This is a genomic window from Cryobacterium sp. TMS1-13-1 (genome assembly GCF_004403125.1).
Lineage (GTDB): Bacteria > Actinomycetota > Actinomycetes > Actinomycetales > Microbacteriaceae > Cryobacterium > Cryobacterium levicorallinum.
Genome location: NZ_SOGX01000005.1, coordinates 83,471 through 103,159 on the forward strand (window position 1 = coordinate 83,471; position 19,689 = coordinate 103,159).

Annotated in this window: 16 protein-coding genes; 8 read left to right on the top strand and 8 right to left on the bottom strand. The window is 65.9% G+C overall.

What is annotated here, in order from left to right:
- Nucleotides 1–81: 81 nt before the first annotated feature.
- Entirely contained in the window at nt 82–1,611 is a 1,530-nt protein-coding gene (locus tag E3T31_RS04240) for an amino acid permease (RefSeq protein WP_134467623.1), read from the top strand.
- Here the strand turns inward: E3T31_RS04240 and E3T31_RS04245 are convergent.
- Complete coding sequence (locus E3T31_RS04245) at nt 1,608–2,828, bottom strand: GAF domain-containing protein (RefSeq protein ID WP_134467624.1); 1,221 nt, start codon at nt 2,826–2,828, stop codon at nt 1,608–1,610. The genes E3T31_RS04240 and E3T31_RS04245 overlap by 4 nt on opposite strands.
- 165 nt (nt 2,829–2,993) lie before the next feature.
- Between E3T31_RS04245 and E3T31_RS04250 the strand changes: the two genes are divergently transcribed.
- The 4 genes from E3T31_RS04250 (at nt 2,994) to E3T31_RS04265 (ending at nt 7,989) form a co-directional block, all read left to right on the top strand.
- Complete coding sequence (locus tag E3T31_RS04250; RefSeq protein ID WP_134467625.1) at nt 2,994–4,112, top strand: LLM class flavin-dependent oxidoreductase; 1,119 nt, start codon at nt 2,994–2,996, stop codon at nt 4,110–4,112.
- Between the two features lie 150 nt (nt 4,113–4,262).
- Nucleotides 4,263–6,551 (top strand): polyribonucleotide nucleotidyltransferase, encoded by a 2,289-nt coding sequence (locus E3T31_RS04255; RefSeq protein WP_134467626.1) that lies wholly within the window; start codon nt 4,263–4,265, stop codon nt 6,549–6,551.
- A 198-nt stretch (nt 6,552–6,749) separates the two neighbouring features.
- On the top strand, nt 6,750–7,565 hold the full coding sequence (locus E3T31_RS04260; protein WP_166788381.1) for an SGNH/GDSL hydrolase family protein: 816 nt from the start codon (nt 6,750–6,752) through the stop codon (nt 7,563–7,565).
- Nucleotides 7,566–7,653: 88 nt separating this feature from the next.
- Nucleotides 7,654–7,989: a helix-turn-helix transcriptional regulator gene (locus tag E3T31_RS04265; RefSeq protein WP_198414356.1), complete on the top strand. Its 336-nt coding sequence runs from the start codon at nt 7,654–7,656 to the stop codon at nt 7,987–7,989.
- A 35-nt stretch (nt 7,990–8,024) separates the two neighbouring features.
- On the opposite strand, the gene E3T31_RS04270 is transcribed toward E3T31_RS04265, so the two are convergent.
- The 7 genes from E3T31_RS04270 to E3T31_RS04300 all read right to left on the bottom strand — a co-directional run bounded on the left by E3T31_RS04270 (nt 8,025) and on the right by E3T31_RS04300 (nt 15,918).
- Nucleotides 8,025–9,602 (bottom strand): NADH-quinone oxidoreductase subunit C, encoded by a 1,578-nt coding sequence (locus E3T31_RS04270; protein ID WP_198416971.1) that lies wholly within the window; start codon nt 9,600–9,602, stop codon nt 8,025–8,027.
- Entirely contained in the window at nt 9,602–11,065 is a 1,464-nt protein-coding gene (locus tag E3T31_RS04275) for a proton-conducting transporter membrane subunit (RefSeq protein WP_134467628.1), read from the bottom strand. Before E3T31_RS04275 ends, E3T31_RS04270 begins: the two co-directional genes overlap by 1 nt.
- Nucleotides 11,065–11,724 (bottom strand): hypothetical protein, encoded by a 660-nt coding sequence (locus E3T31_RS04280; protein ID WP_092449961.1) that lies wholly within the window; start codon nt 11,722–11,724, stop codon nt 11,065–11,067. Before E3T31_RS04280 ends, E3T31_RS04275 begins: the two co-directional genes overlap by 1 nt.
- A 12-nt stretch (nt 11,725–11,736) precedes the next feature.
- A complete protein-coding gene (locus tag E3T31_RS04285) occupies nt 11,737–12,708 on the bottom strand; it encodes a respiratory chain complex I subunit 1 family protein (RefSeq protein ID WP_134467629.1) in 972 nt (323 codons plus the stop codon).
- Entirely contained in the window at nt 12,705–14,783 is a 2,079-nt protein-coding gene (locus tag E3T31_RS04290; RefSeq protein WP_198416973.1) for a proton-conducting transporter membrane subunit, read from the bottom strand. Before E3T31_RS04290 ends, E3T31_RS04285 begins: the two co-directional genes overlap by 4 nt.
- Nucleotides 14,780–15,265: an NADH-quinone oxidoreductase subunit B family protein gene (locus E3T31_RS04295; RefSeq protein ID WP_092449957.1), complete on the bottom strand. Its 486-nt coding sequence runs from the start codon at nt 15,263–15,265 to the stop codon at nt 14,780–14,782. Before E3T31_RS04295 ends, E3T31_RS04290 begins: the two co-directional genes overlap by 4 nt.
- A 188-nt stretch (nt 15,266–15,453) precedes the next feature.
- Nucleotides 15,454–15,918: an Lrp/AsnC family transcriptional regulator gene (locus E3T31_RS04300; RefSeq protein WP_104132405.1), complete on the bottom strand. Its 465-nt coding sequence runs from the start codon at nt 15,916–15,918 to the stop codon at nt 15,454–15,456.
- A 131-nt stretch (nt 15,919–16,049) separates the two neighbouring features.
- Here E3T31_RS04300 and pdhA point away from each other — a divergent pair, with 131 nt between their 5' ends.
- The 3 genes from pdhA to E3T31_RS04315 all read left to right on the top strand — a co-directional run bounded on the left by pdhA (nt 16,050) and on the right by E3T31_RS04315 (nt 19,647).
- Nucleotides 16,050–17,144: a pyruvate dehydrogenase (acetyl-transferring) E1 component subunit alpha gene (gene pdhA, locus E3T31_RS04305; RefSeq protein WP_134467630.1), complete on the top strand. Its 1,095-nt coding sequence runs from the start codon at nt 16,050–16,052 to the stop codon at nt 17,142–17,144.
- 86 nt (nt 17,145–17,230) lie between these two features.
- The gene (locus tag E3T31_RS04310; protein ID WP_241977650.1) at nt 17,231–18,190 is read left to right on the top strand and encodes an alpha-ketoacid dehydrogenase subunit beta; all 960 of its coding nucleotides are present in this window, start codon (nt 17,231–17,233) and stop codon (nt 18,188–18,190) included.
- Nucleotides 18,187–19,647, top strand: a complete 1,461-nt coding sequence (locus E3T31_RS04315; RefSeq protein WP_134467631.1) for a dihydrolipoamide acetyltransferase family protein — start codon at nt 18,187–18,189, stop codon at nt 19,645–19,647. The genes E3T31_RS04310 and E3T31_RS04315 overlap by 4 nt, the downstream gene beginning before the upstream one ends.
- The last annotated feature ends 42 nt before the right edge of the window (nt 19,648–19,689 follow it).

Here is a 19,689-nt window from a genome sequence, read left to right on the forward strand (position 1 = left end):
CGTTGTGCGTGCCGCCGCCGAGCGGGGGTAGAACAGCGGCTTGATAACATAGGTGGTTGGCAATAACGAATGGAAATCAGCATGAGTCTTAGGCGCACCAAGAGTATTGAAGATTCGATAGCAGACTCGCTGGAAAAGGGCCACAGCCTCAAACGCACCCTCGGCACCTGGGACCTCATGATCATGGGCGTAGCGGTCGCCGTCGGAGCTGGAATCTTCTCGGTCGGCGCCAAGGCAGCCGGCAGCTACGCCGGACCGTCGGTCACCCTGGCCTTCCTGCTCGCCGCCTTCACCTGCGCCCTCGCGATCATGTGTTACGCCGAGTTCGCCTCGGCCGTGCCCGTCGCCGGGTCCGCCTACACCTTCACCTACGCGACCCTCGGCGAGCTGCTCGCCTGGATTATCGGCTGGGACCTCATTCTCGAGATGCTCACGGCCGCCGCCGTCATCGCTAAGTACTGGGGCATTTACCTCAGCACCGTGTTCGATCTGGCCGGCTGGAACATTCCAGCGACGATCACCGTGATCGGCCTCGACGTCAGCTGGGGAGCTTTCGTCATCGTCGCCATCTTCACCGCACTGCTCGTGCTCGGCACCCAGCTCTCCGCCCGCGTCGCCAGCGTCTTCACGATCATCAAGGTCGCCATCGTGGTCTTCGTCATCATCGTCGGCGCGTTCTTCATCAACACCGCGAACTACACGCCGTTCATTCCGGCCGAAGTTCCCAGGGCCGGCGGCGAGGGCGACGTCTGGATGCAGTCCCTGTTCTCCTTCATGACCGGGGCGGCCCCGGCGCAGTACGGGCTGTTCGGCCTGCTGGCCGGTGCATCCCTGGTGTTCTTCGCGTTCATCGGCTTCGATGTGGTCGCCACGAGCGCTGAAGAGGTCAAGAACCCGCAGAAGACCCTGCCGCGCGGCATCTTCGCCGGCCTGGCGATCGTCACGGTGCTCTACCTCGGCGTCAGCCTTGTCCTCACCGGCATGGTGCCGTACACCGTACTGGCCGACGACCCGAACGCCTCCCTCGCGACCGCATTCGTCGCCGTCGGCGCCGGCTGGGCCGCTCAGGTGATCTCGATCGGAATCCTGGTCGGCCTCACCACCGTGATCATGGTGCTGCTGCTCGGCCTGTCTCGCGTGCTGTTCGCCATGAGCCGCGACGGCCTGCTGCCGCGCTGGCTCAGCGTCACGAGCGAAAAACGCCGCACGCCGGCGCGCATTCAGATCATCTCCGGTACCGCCGTTGCTCTCATCGCCGGGCTCACCGACGTAGGGGTGCTCGAAGAGATGATCAACATCGGAACACTGTCGGCCTTCGTGCTGGTGAGTATCGCCGTCGTCGTGCTCCGCAAGAAGCGTCCCGACCTGCCGCGCGCGTTCAAGGTGCCGTTCTCGCCGGTGTTGCCGATCCTGTCGGCCGTGCTCTGCGTCTGGCTGATGCTCAACCTGACCACCCTCACCTGGGCACGGTTCGGGGTGTGGCTGGCCGTCGGGTTCCTCGTCTACTTCGCCTACGGTCGCCGCCACTCCGTGCTCGGCATCAAGCAGCGTGCGGCTGCTGCCGAAGCTGCCCGAGTCGAAGCTGGCGCCGCGACCAAGCCCGTCGACTAGCCGGCGAACTCGCCGTTCGTGTTCATCTCTTCCTGAATCATGAGGGCGAGCTCGCGCAGGAGGACAGCATCGACCCCCGAGTCCGCGCGCGGTTCCGGATCGAACACGCCGAGGGCGCCGATGCGCTCACCCGAGGCTGCTTCGATGGGGAATCCGGCGTAGAAACGCATATGGGGCGCGCCGGTGACGAAGGCTTTGCGCCGCAGGCGTTGATCGGCGAGCGTGTCGGGCACGATGACGGCACCGCGTGCGCGCACGACCATTGCCGACATCGAATCGCTCCAGGCCGGGCTCGGCAAGGCGGGGCCGGTACTCGACCGAATCTGCAGGCGATTACTGTCCCGAATAGCGAAGAGAGCGGATGCCGTACCGAAAGACTGCTGCGCCAGCGCCACAATATGATCCAACCGGGTGTCACAGCCGCGTCTGAGGCGGCGCTGGTCACCGCCACGGATGGGTGCTGTCCTGGGCGGTGCATCGGTGGATCCGAGCGGTACGGGATAGGGGCTGCGCTGCACGACGTCCAGACGCCCCGCCATCTTATCGGCCAGAAATTTGCCCCAGTGGCGATAATCGGTGGAATCGGACAGACCAGCGGAGGCTAGAAACTCGGCGTCCGCAACGGGGACGAAAACGGAGCGACGCATCGACAGGCAGACCCGTTCGGTGATCGCGTCGAGCGATCGGGCGTGCCGATCGGCGATTGTTCCGCCGAGGCTGTTGAAGATCGGAATGGCACGAATGGGTTGGATACCGTGAACGTAAATGTACGCGCTGTCATTCGTGTGTCGCTCGACAAAATTCAGGAGTCGAGTGAGGTCGGCCTGCCAGGTTCGCTCGGCCGTGAGGTGCAGGGCGTCACCGACGCCCAGAACGACGACGATCGCATCGAGGCGCCGAAGGTCAGCCCCGCGCAGTTGTACCTGCGCGGAGGCCAGCAGCCCGATCGAGCTGGCAATGAGGGCGACGTCCGCTCCGCGCTGCGTGCGCCCCGAAAGCGCCCGAGCGAGCGAACCGGGCAACGCGAGGTCGTGGCTGCTGACGCCCCAACCGGCGGCCGGCCCGCTGCCGAGCACGAGAATGCGATCGCTGTCGATGCCGGGGGAGTGGGCCACCGGGGTGTCGCTGGGCTGCGGAATGGTGACGCTGCCCTGCATGCTGATCGCGGCCCAGGCACGCATCATTCCGGCTGCCGCCACCCGCGCGAGTCCCTGCATCGGCGCATCCTCATTTCAGTCAGTAACACTTTGACTGACACTGGAACGTGTGCCACCCATTCTCATGGCACCAGTTCGGGGCGGTTTGCTGCCGGGAATGCGGTCAACCCGGCCGCAGTTACTGGTAATCTCAATGCAAACGCATTGATATTCCTGGAGGTTTACATGCAGTTCGGAATCTTCACCGTCGGCGATCGCACCGTTGACCCCACGACCGGGCGGGAACCGTCCGAGCACGAGCGCATCTCGGCAATGGTCACGATCGCCCAGAAGGTCGAAGAAGTCGGCCTCGACGTCTTCGCCACCGGTGAGCACCACAATCCGCCCTTCGTGCCGTCGTCCCCGACCACCATGCTCGGCTATATCGCAGCAAAGACGAGCCGCATCATCCTCTCGACCGCGACCACCCTGATCACGACCAACGACCCGGTGAAGATCGCCGAGGACTACGCGATGCTGCAGCACCTGTCCGAGGGTCGGGTCGATCTCGTGCTCGGTCGCGGCAATACCGGCCCGGTGTACCCGTGGTTCGGCCAGGACATCCGTCAGGGCATCCCGCTGGCCCTGGAGAACTATGCGCTGCTGCGTAAACTCTGGCGTGAAGACGTGGTGAATTGGCAAGGCCAGTTCCGCACCCCGCTGCAGGATTTTCAATCAACGCCGCGCCCGCTCGATGGTGTGCCGCCCTTCGTCTGGCACGGCAGTATCCGCAGCCCAGAGATCGCCGAGCAGGCCGCCTTCTACGGTGACGGCTTCTTCGCCAACCACATCTTCTGGCCGGCCAGTCACACCCAGAAAATGGTCGGTTACTACCGCGAGCGGTTTGAGCACTACGGACACGGATCCGCCGAGCAGGCCATCGTCGGTCTCGGCGGCCAGGTCTTCATGCGCAAGAATTCCCAGGACGCCGTGAACGAATTCCGCCCCTACTTCGACAACGCACCCGTCTACGGACACGGCCCGTCGCTGGAAGACTTCACCGAGCAAACCCCGCTCACCGTCGGCAGCCCGCAGCAGATCATCGACCGCACCCTCGGTTTCCGCGACTACGTCGGGAACTACCAACGCCAGCTCTTCCTCATGGATCACGCCGGCCTGCCGCTGAAAACCGTGCTGGAGCAACTCGACCTTCTGGGCGAAGAAGTTGTGCCGGTGCTCCGCCGCGAGTTTGCCAAAAATCGACCGGCCACCGTGCCTTCCGGGCCCACCCACGCTTCATTGTCGGCCGCCGCAGCGGCTGTGCTCATCGGAACGACGGATACTGCCACGCCGGTTGCCGGCTAGGCCGTCGGCCTGATGGGCGCTTTCTAACAGGTCTGTTAGAATTAACGGGGTTGATTGTGAGATCAACCCGTCCAACTCGCCTGTCATACGGGCACGCGAGCCTTCGTCGCCAGCATGGCGAGAAGCAAACTTAAAGGAGAAAACCCCCACATGGAGGGTCCAGAAATCACGTTCGCCGAAACCGTTATCGATAACGGCAAGTACGGCAAGCGCACCATCCGTTTTGAAACCGGGCGTCTCGCCCAGCAGGCGCAGGGTTCTGCCGCCGCCTACATCGACGAAGAGACGATGCTGCTCTCCGCCACGAGCGTCAGCAAGCAGCCGAAGGACAACTTCGACTTCTTCCCGCTCACCATCGACGTCGAAGAGCGCATGTACGCTGCCGGCCGCATCCCGGGCAGCTTCTTCCGTCGCGAAGGTCGTCCCTCGACCGACGCGATCCTCACCTGCCGTCTGATCGACCGGCCGCTGCGCCCGTCGTTCGTCGATGGTCTCCGCAACGAGATCCAGGTTGTCATCACCGTTCTGGCCATCGAGCCCGATGAACTCTACGACGTGCTCGCGATCAATGCGGCCTCCATGTCGACCCAGCTTGCCGGACTGCCGTTCTCCGGACCGATCGGTGGCGTTCGCGTCGCCCTCATCCCGGACGAGAACGGTGGCGGCCAGTGGGTTGCCTTCCCGAAGCACTCGCAGCTTGATGACGCCGTGTTCAGCATGGTCGTCGCCGGTCGTGTTGTCACGGACGCCAACGGTGTGCAGGACGTCGCGATCATGATGATCGAGGCCGAAGCGACCGACGCAGCCTGGAACCTGATCAAGGGCGGCGCCATCGCGCCAAACGAAGCCGTCGTTGCCCAGGGCATCGAGGCTTCCAAACCCTTCATTAAGCAGCTTGTCTTCGCGCAGCAGCAGGTAGCGGATGCCGCCGCCAAGCCGACCGCCGACTTCGCGCTCTTCCCGCCATACCAGCCGGCCACCTACGACGCGGTCGCCGCGCTGGCCTACGACCAGCTCAAGACGGTCTACACGATCGCCGACAAGGTCGAGCGTCAGAACGCTGACGACGCGCTCAAGGCATCCGTCAAAACCGCCATCGCGGCCAAGGTTGAAGCCGGCGAGCTCGAAGCGAGCGCCAACAACCAGGTCAACGCGGCGTACAAGTCGGTCACCAAGCTCGTCGTTCGCTCACGCGTGCTCAACGAGGGCATCCGTATCGACGGTCGTGGACTTGCGGACATCCGTCCGCTCGATGCCGAGGTTGCGGTCATCCCGCGCGTGCATGGTTCGGCCATCTTCCAGCGCGGTGAAACCCAGATCCTGGGCGTGACCACGCTGAACATGCTGAAGCTCGAGCAGTCGATCGACTCGCTGAACCCGGTCACCAAAAAGCGTTATATGCACAACTACAACTTCCCGCCCTACTCGACCGGTGAAACCGGCCGGGTCGGAACGCCGAAGCGTCGCGAGATCGGCCACGGAGCGCTCGCTGAGCGTGCCCTGGTTCCCGTGCTGCCCACGCGTGAGGAGTTCCCGTACGCTATCCGTCAGGTCTCCGAGGCGCTCAGCTCCAACGGTTCCACCTCGATGGGTTCCGTCTGCGCTTCGACCCTGTCGCTGCTGAACGCCGGAGTGCCGCTGCGCGCTCCGGTCGCCGGTATCGCCATGGGCCTGATCAGCGACACCGTTGATGGGCAGACCCGTTACGCGGCGCTGACCGACATTCTCGGTGCCGAAGATGCCCTCGGCGACATGGACTTCAAGGTTGCCGGTACGAGCGAATTCATCACCGCGATCCAGCTGGACACCAAGCTCGACGGCATCCCCGCCTCAGTTTTGGCCGGCGCGCTGACGCAGGCGAAGGATGCCCGCACCACGATCCTCTCCGTGTTGAACGCGGCGATCGACGCTCCCGACGAGATGGCGCCCACCGCGCCGCGCGTCATCAGCGTGCAGATCCCGGTCGACAAGATCGGCGAGCTGATCGGCCCGAAGGGCAAGACGATCAACTCGATCCAGGACACCACCGGTGCCGACATCTCGATCGAGGAAGACGGCACCGTGTACATCGGCGCCGTCGACGGGCCGTCGGCTGAGGCCGCTCGCGCCCAGGTCAACGCCATCGCGAACCCGACCAACCCCGAGGTTGGCGAGCAGTTCCTCGGAACCGTCGTCAAGATCGCCGCGTTCGGTGCCTTCGTTTCGCTGCTCCCGGGCAAGGATGGTCTGCTGCACATCTCCGAAGTGCGTAAACTTGCTGGTGGCAAGCGCGTCGAGAACGTCGAAGACGTGCTCGGCGTCGGCCAGAAGGTTCTCGTGGAAATCACGAAGATCGATGACCGTGGCAAGCTCTCGCTCGCTCCGGTGCTCGATGAGGCTGCTGACACCGAAGGTCGCGCTGCGGCTTCCGACAGCGCAGACGCTTCGACCGAGGCGTAAGACTAAACCTTGCCCCAATAGATCTCCCGATCACCTCTCGCCAGGTCGGTCGGGTAGATGGAAGGCCCGCACTGCTTGCAGTGCGGGCCTTTTCGCGGTCCTGACGCGAAAGACGGCCCGCGCACGCCTTATTGAGGCCCAGCACCGGGTCTACGTTCGTGGCATGACAAATCAGCGATTGGCTTCACGGTTTTTGCCTTGCCTCGCCTCGGCGCTGTCGCCCTGGTCACTGTTGCCCTGCTGGCCGGCGCGGTGAGCGCCCCGGCGCTCGCGCAGACCTCTCCGTCCGTCAAAGCCTCCGCAACCAGCTACGTCGCTCTCGGCGACTCGTTCACCTCGGGTCAGGGTGCCCCGCCCTACGTGCTGGACGGCACCGCGTGCCTGCGTTCCAAGCGCGCCAGCTACCCGATCTTCGCGGACCTGGTCAGTCCGTTCAAACTCGTGTCGAACAGAGCCTGTTCCGGAGCCAGCACAATGGATGTTCCCGCTCAGCTTCTTGGGGTCAGCCAGAGTACCGCTCTGGTCACGCTGACCGTCGGCGGCATCGATGCCGGCTCCAACATCGTTTTGGCGGCGTGTGCGCCCGACCCGGCCAGTTCGGTCTGCCTCGGCGCCATCCAAAACAGTGTGGCTCAGCTGAGCGTTCTCGCCCCCAGACTCGTGGGCACCTCGGGTCTCGTGGCGGCGACGTTGCCGCAGGCGAAGATCGCGGTGCTCAGTTATCCGCACCAGTTCAAGCCGGGATTCTCCCCGCTGGGCGACGTGCTCAATGGTGCCACCGACGCACTGAACACTGTTATCGCGGGATCCGTCGCGGCGATGGCGACGTCACGCATCCGCTTTGTCGATGCCGCGCAGGAATGCGCCGCACACGGCATCGGGTCGCACGTTCCATACGTCGCATTTGATGCGCTGAACCCATTCGGGCCGGCCAACTTTCACCCGAACGCGCTTGGCGACAGCCTCGGTTACACTCGTGCCCCCGTAAATGACGGGGTGCTGCGCCTCCGCTAACGGTGATTCAGCTTTACGTATTTAGCGTTAAGCTTTCAGTGGCGGCCATCTAATTGAAAGAATCATTAGGTAGCGATATACTGAACCTGTGTTGTCTTCTGGTTTGCCCGCCGCCCAATTGAAGTCCGACCTGTTCAAGGCGCTCGGGCATCCGTTGCGGGTGCAGGTTTTGGAACAGCTCGTCGCCGGTGAACGCTCGGTGGGGTCACTCGCCGAGGCACTCGGCTGCGAGCTGTCCAACCTGTCGCAGCAGCTCGGTGTGCTGCGGCGGGCCGGGGTCGTGGTGACCCGGCGCGAGGGCAACTCCATCTTCTATGCGCTGCGCGACCAGGGCGCGGTGGAGCTGCTGGCCGCGGCCAAGCGCATGGTGCTGGCCAGCCTCACCGACTCGCACGCACTGCTGCGCCACCTCGAGCAGGAGTAACACCCGCGCGACGCGGCCAGCCCGCGCGACGCGGCCTACAGGTCGTTGCCGGCGTAGGAGAGGTTGAAGCTCTTATTGGTGAGCGGAAAGTCGGGAACGATCGTTTCCGAAAGGGCCTGCGGCACGGCGGGCCAGTTCAGGAACGACGGGTCGACGATCTTGACCCTGGCGAGCGTGCCGTCGGCGGCGAGCTCGACTCGGTGGGTTGCCGTACCCCGCCAGGCCTCGACCAGGGCCAGCCCGGTTCCGGCCGCGGTCGGGTTGACGCTGTACGCGGTCCCCGTGTGCCCCTGCAGTCGTTTCAGCAAGTCGAGCACGATAGCGGTCGACACCTCGACCTCCCGAGCGCGCACGGTGTAGCGAGCGAGCACGTCGCCGCCGTCCTCGGTCACGATGTGAAAGACCTCGCCGAGATTGACGAACGGATGCTCAAGGCGAGCGTCGGTCTCGATGCCGGAGGCGCGGGCGACGTAGCCGAGCGTGCCAAGCGTGGTCGCATGGGCCCGGGATAGGCGGGCCGTGCCGGTGAAGCGGCCGCGCACGATGGCGTGGCCGAGCGTAATCTCGGCCAGTTCGGCCATGGCGGCGGCAATGCGCGCCAGATCGTCGGCGTTCGGCAGGGCGGTGACCCTGGTGCCACCGATGCTGAGAGCGCCGCGGAGCAGGCGGTGCCCGGTGACCGATTTGTTGATGCGCATGAGCTGCTCACGCAGGCCCTGAGCGTGCGCGTCGATGATGCCGAAGCCGACATCGTTGGCGAGTGAGCCCAGGTCGGTGATGTGGTTGTACAGCCGCTCCAGTTCCAGGAGCAAGGCCCGCAACAGCCGGTCGGGTTCGGAGACCGGGGTGCCGGTGGCCTGCTCGACGGCCATGACGAAGGCGAGGGAATGGCCGACGGCCGTGTCCCCGCTGATTTGCTCGGCGAGCAGCACGCCCTCAGCCGCGTTCTTGCCCTCGAAGACCTTCTCGACGCCGCGGTGCAGGTACCACTGGCGCGCTTCCATGCGCACGATCGTCTCGCCGACGACCGAGAACCGAAAGTGTCCGGGCTCGATGATCCCGGCGTGAATCGGTCCGACGGCGATCTCATAAACCCCGGGACCTTCGACCGGGACGAACGGGAAGGATTCCACGTCGGGCTCGAACTCGGGTACGACCGAGTTGGCCTTGAGCATCGGATACCAGCCGCGCGGCCAGTGGCCGTGGCGCACCAACCGGTGGGGCTGCGGGTGATCCCGCGGCTCGACACCGTACAGATCGCGAATCTCCCGCTCGAAGTTCCCGGCCGAAAACGACAGTTCGGCGAGGCTGGGAATCCAGGCGTCCGTGCGTGGCACGCTCACTGACAGATCAGCGCGCAGGGACGGGTCCGCTCCGACAAAGGAATACACGATGCGAAACTGGTCGTTGTCTTCGTGGCAGGCGATCAGGGCCAGACGACTGCCGGCATCCAACAGGGCACCGGCTGTCGTCGCCAGCCTCGAACGGTCGAGGTGGCGCAGCTCGGCACCGTCGCCGGCGGCCAGGCCGCGTTCGGTGGAGCGGCCGGAGGCCAACTCATCGGCGGCGTGGTCTTCAGGCGTCATGTCATTGGCTCGTCGGTCATCGCGCATCAGTTGGTACCTCCCAGAACGGCTGTGGCCTGCAGCAACAGAGTGCCGACCGGCTCGGCGACGAAAGCGATCGTCGCTGTGGTCGCCAGGGCCAGGATGATGGGCAAAATTGGACCGTGGGTGGAATAGTCCGGCGTGAGCGCCTGGGGGCTAGGGGGCACGGTGGCCGCGGGAGCGCCGATGGTCATCTGCACGGTCAGCCGGGTGAAGGCGGCGAAGATGACGAGCAGCAGCACGAGGGCCGCGCCGACGACTCCGCCGAGTCCCACCGACCAGCCGGCCATGATGATGCCGACCTCCGAGAAGAAGATGCTGAACGGGGGAAAGCCAACGATTGCCGCCATCGCCATCAGCCAGGGGATGGCGAGCCCGGGTCGTCGCACCAGCAGAGCCCGCACATCGGCGATCACCGGGGTGCCCTCGATCTTCAGGATGCGTCCGGAGATGACGAACAGCGTCGCCTTGATCAAGCCGTGGCCGAGAATGTAGAGCAACACCGACGGGAGGGCAGCCGGGCCGATGGCGACACCGATCGCCATGAGCCCCATGTGTTCGATGCTGGAGTAGGCGAGCATCCGCTTGTAATCGCGTTGCCGAATGAGCAGGGATGCGGCAACGAGCAGGGACAGCAGCCCGCCGATACAGAGCATGGTGCGCAAAAACTCCGGGCCGATCACGAGGTTGGTGATCGACTGGATGCGCAGGATGGCGTAGAGGGCGACCGAGAGCAGCACGCCGGACATTAGGCCGGAAACCGGCGCCGGGGCCTGGCTGTGGGCATCCGGCAGCCAACTGTGCATCGGGGCCAGGCCGGACTTGGTGGCGAAACCGAGCACAGCGAGGGCGCCGCCGGCGGTGATGAGTGCTGGGTCGAGGCCGAGGTCGGCCTGGCTCAGTAGGCGCCAAGACAGGGTGGGGGTGTCGGTGCCGACCGAAGCGGCGTAGATGAGCACGATGCCGAGCAGCGCGATCGCGACACCGACCGAGCCGAGAATGACGTATTTCCAGGCGGCTTCGAGGGAGCGGCGGGTGCGATGGTGGCCGACCAGAAAGGCGGTGGCGATGGTGGTCGCTTCGACGGCCGCCCACATCAGGCCGATGCTGTCGGCGAGCACGGCGAGGGACATAGCGGCCAGGAACAGGGCGATAAGCGCTTCGTAGCCGGCGGCATCCCGGGTGCGGCTCGACGCCGCGCTACTGAGGCCACCCCAGGTGGAGACGAGTCCGACCGCTCCGACGACACTGAGCATATAGGCCGAGAGAGCATCGGCGCGCAGCATGCCGCCGCCAGCGGAGGGCACGTCGCCGCCCAGCACGGCACCGATCAGGAACAGGCCGGAAACCAGCACGGCGCTCGATGCGGCGACACCGACGAAACGGCGGTGCGAAGACCCGCGCAGCAGCAGGCTGAGACCGGCGAAGACGAGTGGGCCGACGAGGGGCATCCACAGAATAACTGACATCAATCGTGCAACTCTCTGAGCTGATCGACGGCGGTGCCGCCGAACTTGGTGCGCATGCGGCCGGCAAAAACATGCAGAATGAGCACGACCAGCAGCACGTCGAGGGAGACCGCGAACTCGAGCAGAATCGGCACGCCGCCGCTGGTCAAAAACGCGATGGTGGCAATGCCGTTGTCGAGCAGCAGAAAGCCGATGAGCTGCGAGCGGGCGCGACGCCGACTGATCAGCAGCAGGAAGCCGATCAGGACCATGGCCAGCCCGATCGGGGCCGCATGGCCTGTCGTGGTGTCGCCGAGCCCGAAGATCCGGCTGACGACGACGTAGCTGAGAATCGTCAGGAGCGTGACGGCCAGCAGAGCGGCGGTCGGATTGAGCCGGGGTGACTCCTGAATCTGCTTGATCGACGCCTTGGACTGGTGCGCGAGCACCCAGGGCAGTCCGATGCCCTTGACCGAGAGGATGAGCAGCGACACGAGCACGAGTTCGGACTCACCCTCGGCGATGCCGATCACCGCAACGAGCGCGGCGAGGGCGACGCCCTGCAGCGCGAGCAGACGGATGGACGCGAGCAGCGAGTGTCGCCAGACCATGAGCGCGCTGGTCAGCAGCAGGGCTCCGGTACAGAGACCGATCAGTTGCGGAAAGAAGGTTTCAAACACGACGGATGCTCCTCAGGCGACCAGATAGGAGGCGGTGACGGCCAGGAAGGCGAGGGCGAACGAGCCCGCGAGCAGCTCGGGCACCTGGAACAGGCGTACCTTGGCGAGAAAGATCTCGCCGACGCTGAGCAGCACCCCCAGCACCAGCACCTTCACGGCGATCGAGACGACGCCAATCACGAGGCCCAGGGCGCTGAAATCGGTGACGACGCCCCATGGCACGATCAGGTTACTGACCAGGCCGAGCAGGGCAGCCAGCTTCAGCCAGGAGCCGACTTCGAGCCAGGCGAGGTCACGTCCGCTCGCTTCGAGCGTCATCGCCTCGTGCAGCATGGTCACCTCAAGGTGGGTGCCAGGGTTATCGATGGGCAGTCGGGCGGTCTCGGCCATGATGGCGATCGACAGCGCGACGAGGGCCAGCACGCTGACCGGCGAGATGATCAGCTCGGGGGAGAGTAGCCGGGTTTCAACGATGACCGACAGGGTGCTGGTTCCGGCCGGAATTGAGAACGCGTAGACCGAGAGCAGCAGGGTCGGCTCAACCAGCGCGGCAACCGTCATGTGTCGGCTGGACCCCATGCCGCCGAAGGCGGTACCGCCGTCGAGGCCGACCAGGGCGAGGGCGACGACGCCGATCAGCATGATGGAGACAATGACGAACAGGTCGCTGGGAATCAGCGCGAACGGAATCGTGCCGACCAGCGGCAGCAGCACGCAGAGCAGCAGGCTCGACACGACCAGGGCGACCGGACCGACTCGCAGCATCCAGCTGCTGTCGGTGCCGCGCACCGGGTTCTTCGCGAGCAGCTTGCGCAGGTCGCGCCAGGGCTGCCAGATTCCGGCGCCGGCGCGGCCCTCGATGGTGGCTCGCACCTGCCGGATCACACCCATCAGCAGCGGGGCGAGGAACACGAACAAGACAACCTGCACGAGGGCGATGATGATGGCGCTCACGTCCGTGGCATTCGCGTCGTAATTGTTCATAGGGAGACCACAATCAGCACGATCAGCAGCGCGACAAAGGAATAGGAGAGATAGCGGTGGATGCTGCCGTTGGCGACGTGCCGCACGACCACGCCGTAGCGCTGGAACAGGTTGAGCACCGGACGATACAGCCGGGTCTCGATCACATCGGAGACGCTCTGTTCCACCCGCACGCGTTCCACCAGATAGCGGGACTCGGCCACGTGGGTGACCTGCACGTCACGGGAGGGCTTGAGCACGTCGTCGAAGACGCGAACCAGCGGCTCCGCATACGATGTCGCGGTGTATTGCATGCGTGGCCGGGCTCGAGATCCGCCGCCACCCCAGGGCAGGTCGACGATACGGTGCGGATGCCGGCGGGCCGAGACGATGATCGCGACGATCACCGGGATGGCGACGAGGGCCGACAGGACGACGAGCATGATCGGGTCGAGCACCGCGCCGATGCCCGGCAGCGATACCCCGCCCAGTCCGACCGAGCGCACCGCGGCCGTCGGGTCCGAACTGACCGTGGTCGCCACGAGGGCGGCGATCGGTCCCGGCAGCAAGCCGAGAGCGAGCACGGCCAGGGCGCCGAGGGCGAGTGAAATGCGCATCAGCGCCGGCACTTCCCGGGCGTCCGCTGCGGCGGTGCTTCGTGGCCGGGCCAGGAAGGCGATGCCGTAGGCCTTGACGAAGGTGAGCAGGGCCAGCCCCGCGGTCAGGGCGATCACGGCGACGGCGAGCGGCATAGCGACGGATGCCGCGACCGAGACGACTGCCCCGCCCTGGCGACCGCCGTGAATGAGGGACTGCAGCAGCATCCACTCGGCGACGAAACCGCTGGTGATCGGGATGGCGGCCGCGCCGAGGCTGGCGATGCCGAAGGCGGCAGCAGTGACGGGCATTCGGGCGCCGAGCCCGCCGAGCCGGTCGAGGTTGCGTTCGCCGGTGGCGTGGATAATGGCGCCAGCACCGAGGAACAGCGTGGACTTGAATGCGGCGTGGCTGACGGCGAGCAGCAGGGCGGCGACGAGCGCGGCATCCGCTGCCGCTTGCGCGTCGTAGCCGCGCAGCAGCATGCTCGCGCCGAGGCCGAGAAAGACCAGACCCATGTTCTCGGTGGTCGAGTATGCCAGCAAAACCTTGAGGTCACTTGACACGGAGGCCTGCAGAATGCCGTACAAAGCGGATGCGCCACCGACCAGCATGATCGCAATGCCCCACCAGGCCGGACCGTCGGGCAGCAGACGCACGCAGACCAGCAGGCCGCCGTAGACGCCGATCTTGACCATAGCGCCGCTCATCGCAGCCGAGACGTGGCTCGGGGCTTCGGGCAGTACCCGGGGTACCCAGACGTGCAGCGGAACGAGTTCGGCCTTGCCGCCGAAACCGAGCAGGAACAGTACAAAGGCGACGTTCGTGGCCCAGCCGCCGGGTTCGATCGCCTGCAGGCTGGTGAAGCTGGTGCCGCCCGAAGCGGCGGCGAGCACGGCGAATCCGGCGAGGATGAAGAAGAAGCTCAACTGCGACATGGCTGAGTACCAGATGCCGGCCGAGGCGACCGAGGCGCGGCTGGCGTGATCGGCCAGCAGGAGCACGGCGGAGCCGAGGGTCATGACCTCCCAGGCCAGCAGGAACGACACCGAGTCGGTCGCCGCGGGAACGAGTTGCATGCCCACGAGGAACACCGGCATGGCGACCCAGGCGGTGCGGCTCGCGTCGGGTCCGCTGGTCGAGCTCATCGAGTAGAGCGAGACGAGTATGCCGACGCCCGACACGATGAGCATGAACAGACCGCCGAGGCGGTCAGGGGCCAGCAGCAGTGGGTCCATCGGCAGGGCCAGGGGAATGAGCAGGCCGCCGGTCGAGCCGAGCATCGCGGCGAGGCCGGTGACGAAACCGGTCACGGCGATCAGGGTGCAGAGGATGCCGCCGGCCCGCGACCGCAGGGACGGTGCGGCCAGCAGGGCGGTCACCACGGCCAGCGCGCCGAGGCCCAGTTGCAGCAGGAGCCCGGCTCCGATACCCGTTTGCATGAGCAGGCCCGTTCCGGTCTCGGTGTGCAGCAGGAGCCCGGCTCCGCTACCCGTCATCGGCCGGTCATCCGGCGCAGGGCCTGCACGATCTCGGTCGGTTCCGGCGGACTGCCCGGTACCTCGATATCGACGTGCACGAAATCAGAAACGGGCCCCATAATGCCGTAGCCGTCGCGGAAGGCTCCACCGTGGATGGCGCAGTCGCCGACCACGATCACAAACCGGGGGGTGGGGGTGGCCTCGATGGTGCGGCGCAACGGCTCGGCCATATTGCGGGTCACGCTGCCGACGATGAGCAGCACGTCGGCATGCCGCGGCGAGGGCACCAGGCGGACGCCGTAGCGTTCGACGTCATAGACAGGGCCGAACGCGGCAGAAACTTCCAGGGCACAGTCATTGCAGCCGCCGGCGTTGATGTAGCGCACCTGTACGCTTCCGCCGAAGACTTCGGCTCCGGGAAACAGGGGCGGGGCGGTCGGTGCCGGTTCGGCGATACGTCCGCCGTGGCGAATGAGCGTGGCCAATCGAAGGAAGCTCATCGGAGCCCCTGGTCTGCATGCATGTTCACGAAGCTGGAGCCTTCTGTGGGGAGCGCGAAAGTCGAAGGTGCTGGGCAGGCGACGGATGCTGCGGCGCGTCTGGTTGGGTGCAAGACTACCAGCGCGATTAACTTCATTACTTCTTTATATAACTATATGAAGAATTTAGCAAATAGATCGAATCGTGCTTAGGCATGCCGGTCGAGCAGTGGGGTGAGGCGATACGGGATGACCTCGCCCATCGCGAGCGAGGTTTCGGTGCGCTCGACCCCATCACAGGCGAGGATCGTGCCATCGATCCGAAACAGATCAGCGGCATCCGTGCAAACCACGCGCACGAGCAGATCGGCCTGCCCGCTCATGCCGTGCGCCTGCACGATTTCGGGAATTTTGGCGAGATCGATCACGATTTGAGCGAGGCGCTTCTGCTGCACATGCACCTCGATGAACGCGGTCAGCGGGTAGCCCAGAGCGGCCGGATTGATGCGGCGGTCGAAGCCGAGAAAGGCGCCCGAATCTTCCAATCGCTTCATGCGGGCCTGCACGGTGTTGCGCGACAGCCCCAGGGTGTCGGCGAGGGCGACGAAGGTGCTGCGCGGGTCGGCCGAGAGGGCTTGCAGGAGCTGTGTGTCGGTCTTGTCAAGGCTGTACATAGTGCAAAACTTTAACACGGTCCGACGAGTCTGGATAGGGCACTCTGCTCACTTTTTTCGTCAGTGGTTGTGCTCCCTGCGGGGTCGACATAGGCTCACGTCAACTTTAGCAATGACGCTCGGAGCGAACCATGATTGATTTCTCCCCTCAGCTGGTGCAACTTCTCTCGCTTGACGGCGAGCGGATGCCCCGGCCCGACTTCGACCCGTGGGTCGACGATCTCGACGGGCCGGCACTGCTGGCCCTGTACCGCGACATGGTCGTAGTGCGCCGGATCGACACCGAGGCGACCGCCCTGCAACGCCAGGGCGAACTCGGACTGTGGCCGCCGCTGCTCGGCCAGGAGGCCGCCCAGATCGGCTCGGCCCGTGCCTTACGTGACGATGATTTCATCTTTCCGAGCTACCGGGAGAACGCCGTCGCCTACTGTCGCGGCGTCAACCTGACCGACATCGTCAAGGTCTGGCGCGGCAACGCCCAGTCCGGCTGGGACCCCTACACGGTCAATATGGCCACCCCGGCGATCATCATCGGCGCGCAGACCCTGCACGCCACCGGGTGGGCCCTCGGCGCCCAGCGCGATGAAGTCGACTCGGTCGCCATCACCTACTTCGGCGATGGTGCCACGAGTGAGGGCGACGTCAACGAGGCCATGGTGTTCGCGTCGAGTTTTCAGGCTCCGGTGGTCTTCTTCTGCCAGAACAACCACTGGGCCATCTCCGAACCCGTCGGGCTGCAGGCGCATCGCCAGATCGCCGATCGAGCGCCGGGCTTTGGTATTCCGAGCCTGCGCATCGACGGCAACGACGTAATCGCGGTCATGGCGGCGACCCGCATCGCCCTCGACCGGGCCCGCACCGGCGGCGGCCCCACCTTCATCGAAGCGGTCACCTACCGCATGGGACCACACACCACAGCGGATGACCCCACCCGCTACCGCGACCCGGCCGAACTTGCCGAATGGAAGACCCGCGATCCGCTGCTGCGGCTGCACCGGCTGCTGGAGCGGCTTGACGTGATCACCCCAGAGGTCGAAGCCGAGACCCAGGCCATCGCCGACCAGGTGGCTGCCGAACTACGCGCCGGCTGCATCGGCCTGGCCGACCCACAACCGCTGAGCGTGTTCGACCACGTGTACACCACCCCGAACGCGACCCTCGAGCGCCAGCGCACCGACTATGCCGGCTACCTCACGAGCTTCGGCACACCTGGAGAAGGACGATGACCATGCCCACCCTGATGACCCCCGCCAGCTTGCCCGGCCTTGACGCCCCGAAACCGGTCCCACTGACCGAGACCAAGACCCTCACCATGGGCAAGGCCATCAATGAGGGCCTGCGCCAGGCCATGCTCGACGACCCCAGGGTGGTGCTCCTCGGCGAGGACATCGGCGCCCTCGGCGGTGTCTTTCGGGTCACGAGCGATCTGCTCGCCCAGTTCGGCGCCCGCCGGGTTATTGACACACCCCTGGCCGAATCCGCGATTATCGGCACCGCGGTCGGACTGGCCTACCGCGGCTACCGTCCGGTCTGCGAGATTCAGTTTGACGGTTTCATCTTTCCCGGCTTCGACCAGATCGTCAGCCAGGTCGCCAAGTTCCACTACCGTACCCAGGGGGCCGTGCGCATGCCCATCACCATTCGGGTGCCGTTCGGCGGCGGTATCGGCGCGGCCGAACACCACTCCGAATCACCGGAGGCCTACTTCACCCACACCTCCGGCCTGCGGGTGATCGCCGTCTCCAACGCTCAGGACGCCTACAGCCTCATCCGCCAGGCCATCGCGAGCGACGACCCGGTGCTCTACTTCGAGCCCAAGCGTCGCTACCACGTCAAGGGCGAGGTCGTTCCCGAGCTCGGCGCCCCGATGGAGCAGGCCGTCATCGTCACTCCGGGAACGGATGTCACGCTCCTCACCTATGGTGCGCTGGTGTCGACCGCGAAGGATGCGGCGCTCGCTGCGGCCGACGAGGGCGTGTCGATCGAGGTCATCGACCTGCGGTCGCTGTCCCCGGTGGATTACGTGGTGGTGGAGGCATCCGTTCGCAAGACCGGGCGCTTGGTCGTGACCCACGAGGCGGCCCAGTCGGGCGGACTTGGCGGCGAGATCATCGCGACTGTCACTGAACGCTGCTTCAGCTATCTGGAATCCGCCCCGGTGCGGGTGACCGGCTTCGACGTGCCGTATCCGCCGGCCAAGCTCGAAAGTCACCACCTGCCCGACCTGGACCGCATTCTCGACGGCGTCGACCGGGCGATGGGGCGACGATGATCAAGGTCTTCAAGCTGCCCGACCTCGGTGAGGGGCTCACCGAATCAGAGATCGTCGCCTGGCTCGTGGCGCCGGGCGATGCGGTCACGCTCAACCAGCACATCGCCGACGTCGAAACGGCCAAGGCCGTGGTCGAACTGCCGAGCCCGTTCGCCGGTGTGGTGAGCGAGCTGCACCGTCCGGCCGGTGTGGTCGTGCACGTTGGCGAGCCGATCGTCAGCTTCGACGTGGGTGGCGACGCCGACGCCCCCGATACCGGTGCAACGGATGCTGCGGCCCCCGCCCAAGCCGAGATGCGCGAGGCCAACCTGGTCGGCTACGGACCTGCCGTCGAGCGCGGCGGGCACCCGCAGCGCCGGGCCCGGCCGGGTGACGGCGTGACGGTCCCAGCCGGCGGGCCCGCCGTTGCTGAGGCTGATGGTTCCGCTGGCGGTCAGGCCGTTGGCAACACGGCAGTGCCGGCTGCGTCCGTCGGCCGGGCAGCCCCGGGAACGCCTGCCGTCACCGGCCGGGCAGCCCCCGGAACGCCTGCCGTCACCGACCAGCCCGCCGCAGCATCCGTTGCAGACCGGCCGCGCTCGACCCCGCCGGTGCGCGCCCTGGCCCGCGATCTCGGTATCGACCTCACCACGGTCACCGGGACCGGGCGCGACGGCCTGATCACCAGAGATGACGTGCGCGCCCACATCACCGAGTCGGTGCCGGCGACCGGTCTGCCCGTATCGACGCCCGACCGATCCGGGTCAGGAGTGTTCGAGCGTGAGACCCGCGCGCCGATCAAGAGCCTGCGCAAGCTCACGGCCAAGGCCATGGTGCAGAGCGCATTCACGGCACCGCACGTGACCGAATTCCTCACCATCGACGTCACGCCGACCGTGGAGCTGCTCGATTCCCTGCGCGCTGACCGGGCCTTTGCCGATGCCGGCATTGGAATCCTGACCGTGGTGGCCAAAGCACTCTGCCTCGCCGTTGGCCGCACGCCCGCGGTGAACACCCGGTGGGATGAGTCGGCCGGCGAAATCGTTCAGTTCCACTACGTGAACCTCGGCATCGCCGCGGCCACCCCGCGTGGACTGATGGTACCGAACATCGTCGACGCCGACCGGCTCGACCTGCGCGGCCTCGCCGCGGCGCTCGCCGAACTGACGACGGCGGCCCGGGCTGGCACGACCGCCCCGGCGGCACTGTCCGGCGGCACGATCACGATCACGAACATTGGGGTGTTCGGCATCGATGCCGGAACGCCCATTTTGAACCCGGGGGAGGCGGCGATCCTCGCGATGGGCGCCATCCGTTCGCGGCCCTGGGAGTATCGCGGTCAGATTGCGTTGCGCAAGGTGCTCACGCTCAGCCTGTCATTCGATCACCGTCTGGTCGATGGCCAGCAGGGCTCCCGCTTTCTCGCCGACATCGGCACCATCCTCGCCGACCCCGCTCGGGTTCTGACCATGGTCTAGCCCTCACACAGCACGGCGGAGGTGCGGTGGCGCTGACAGGTG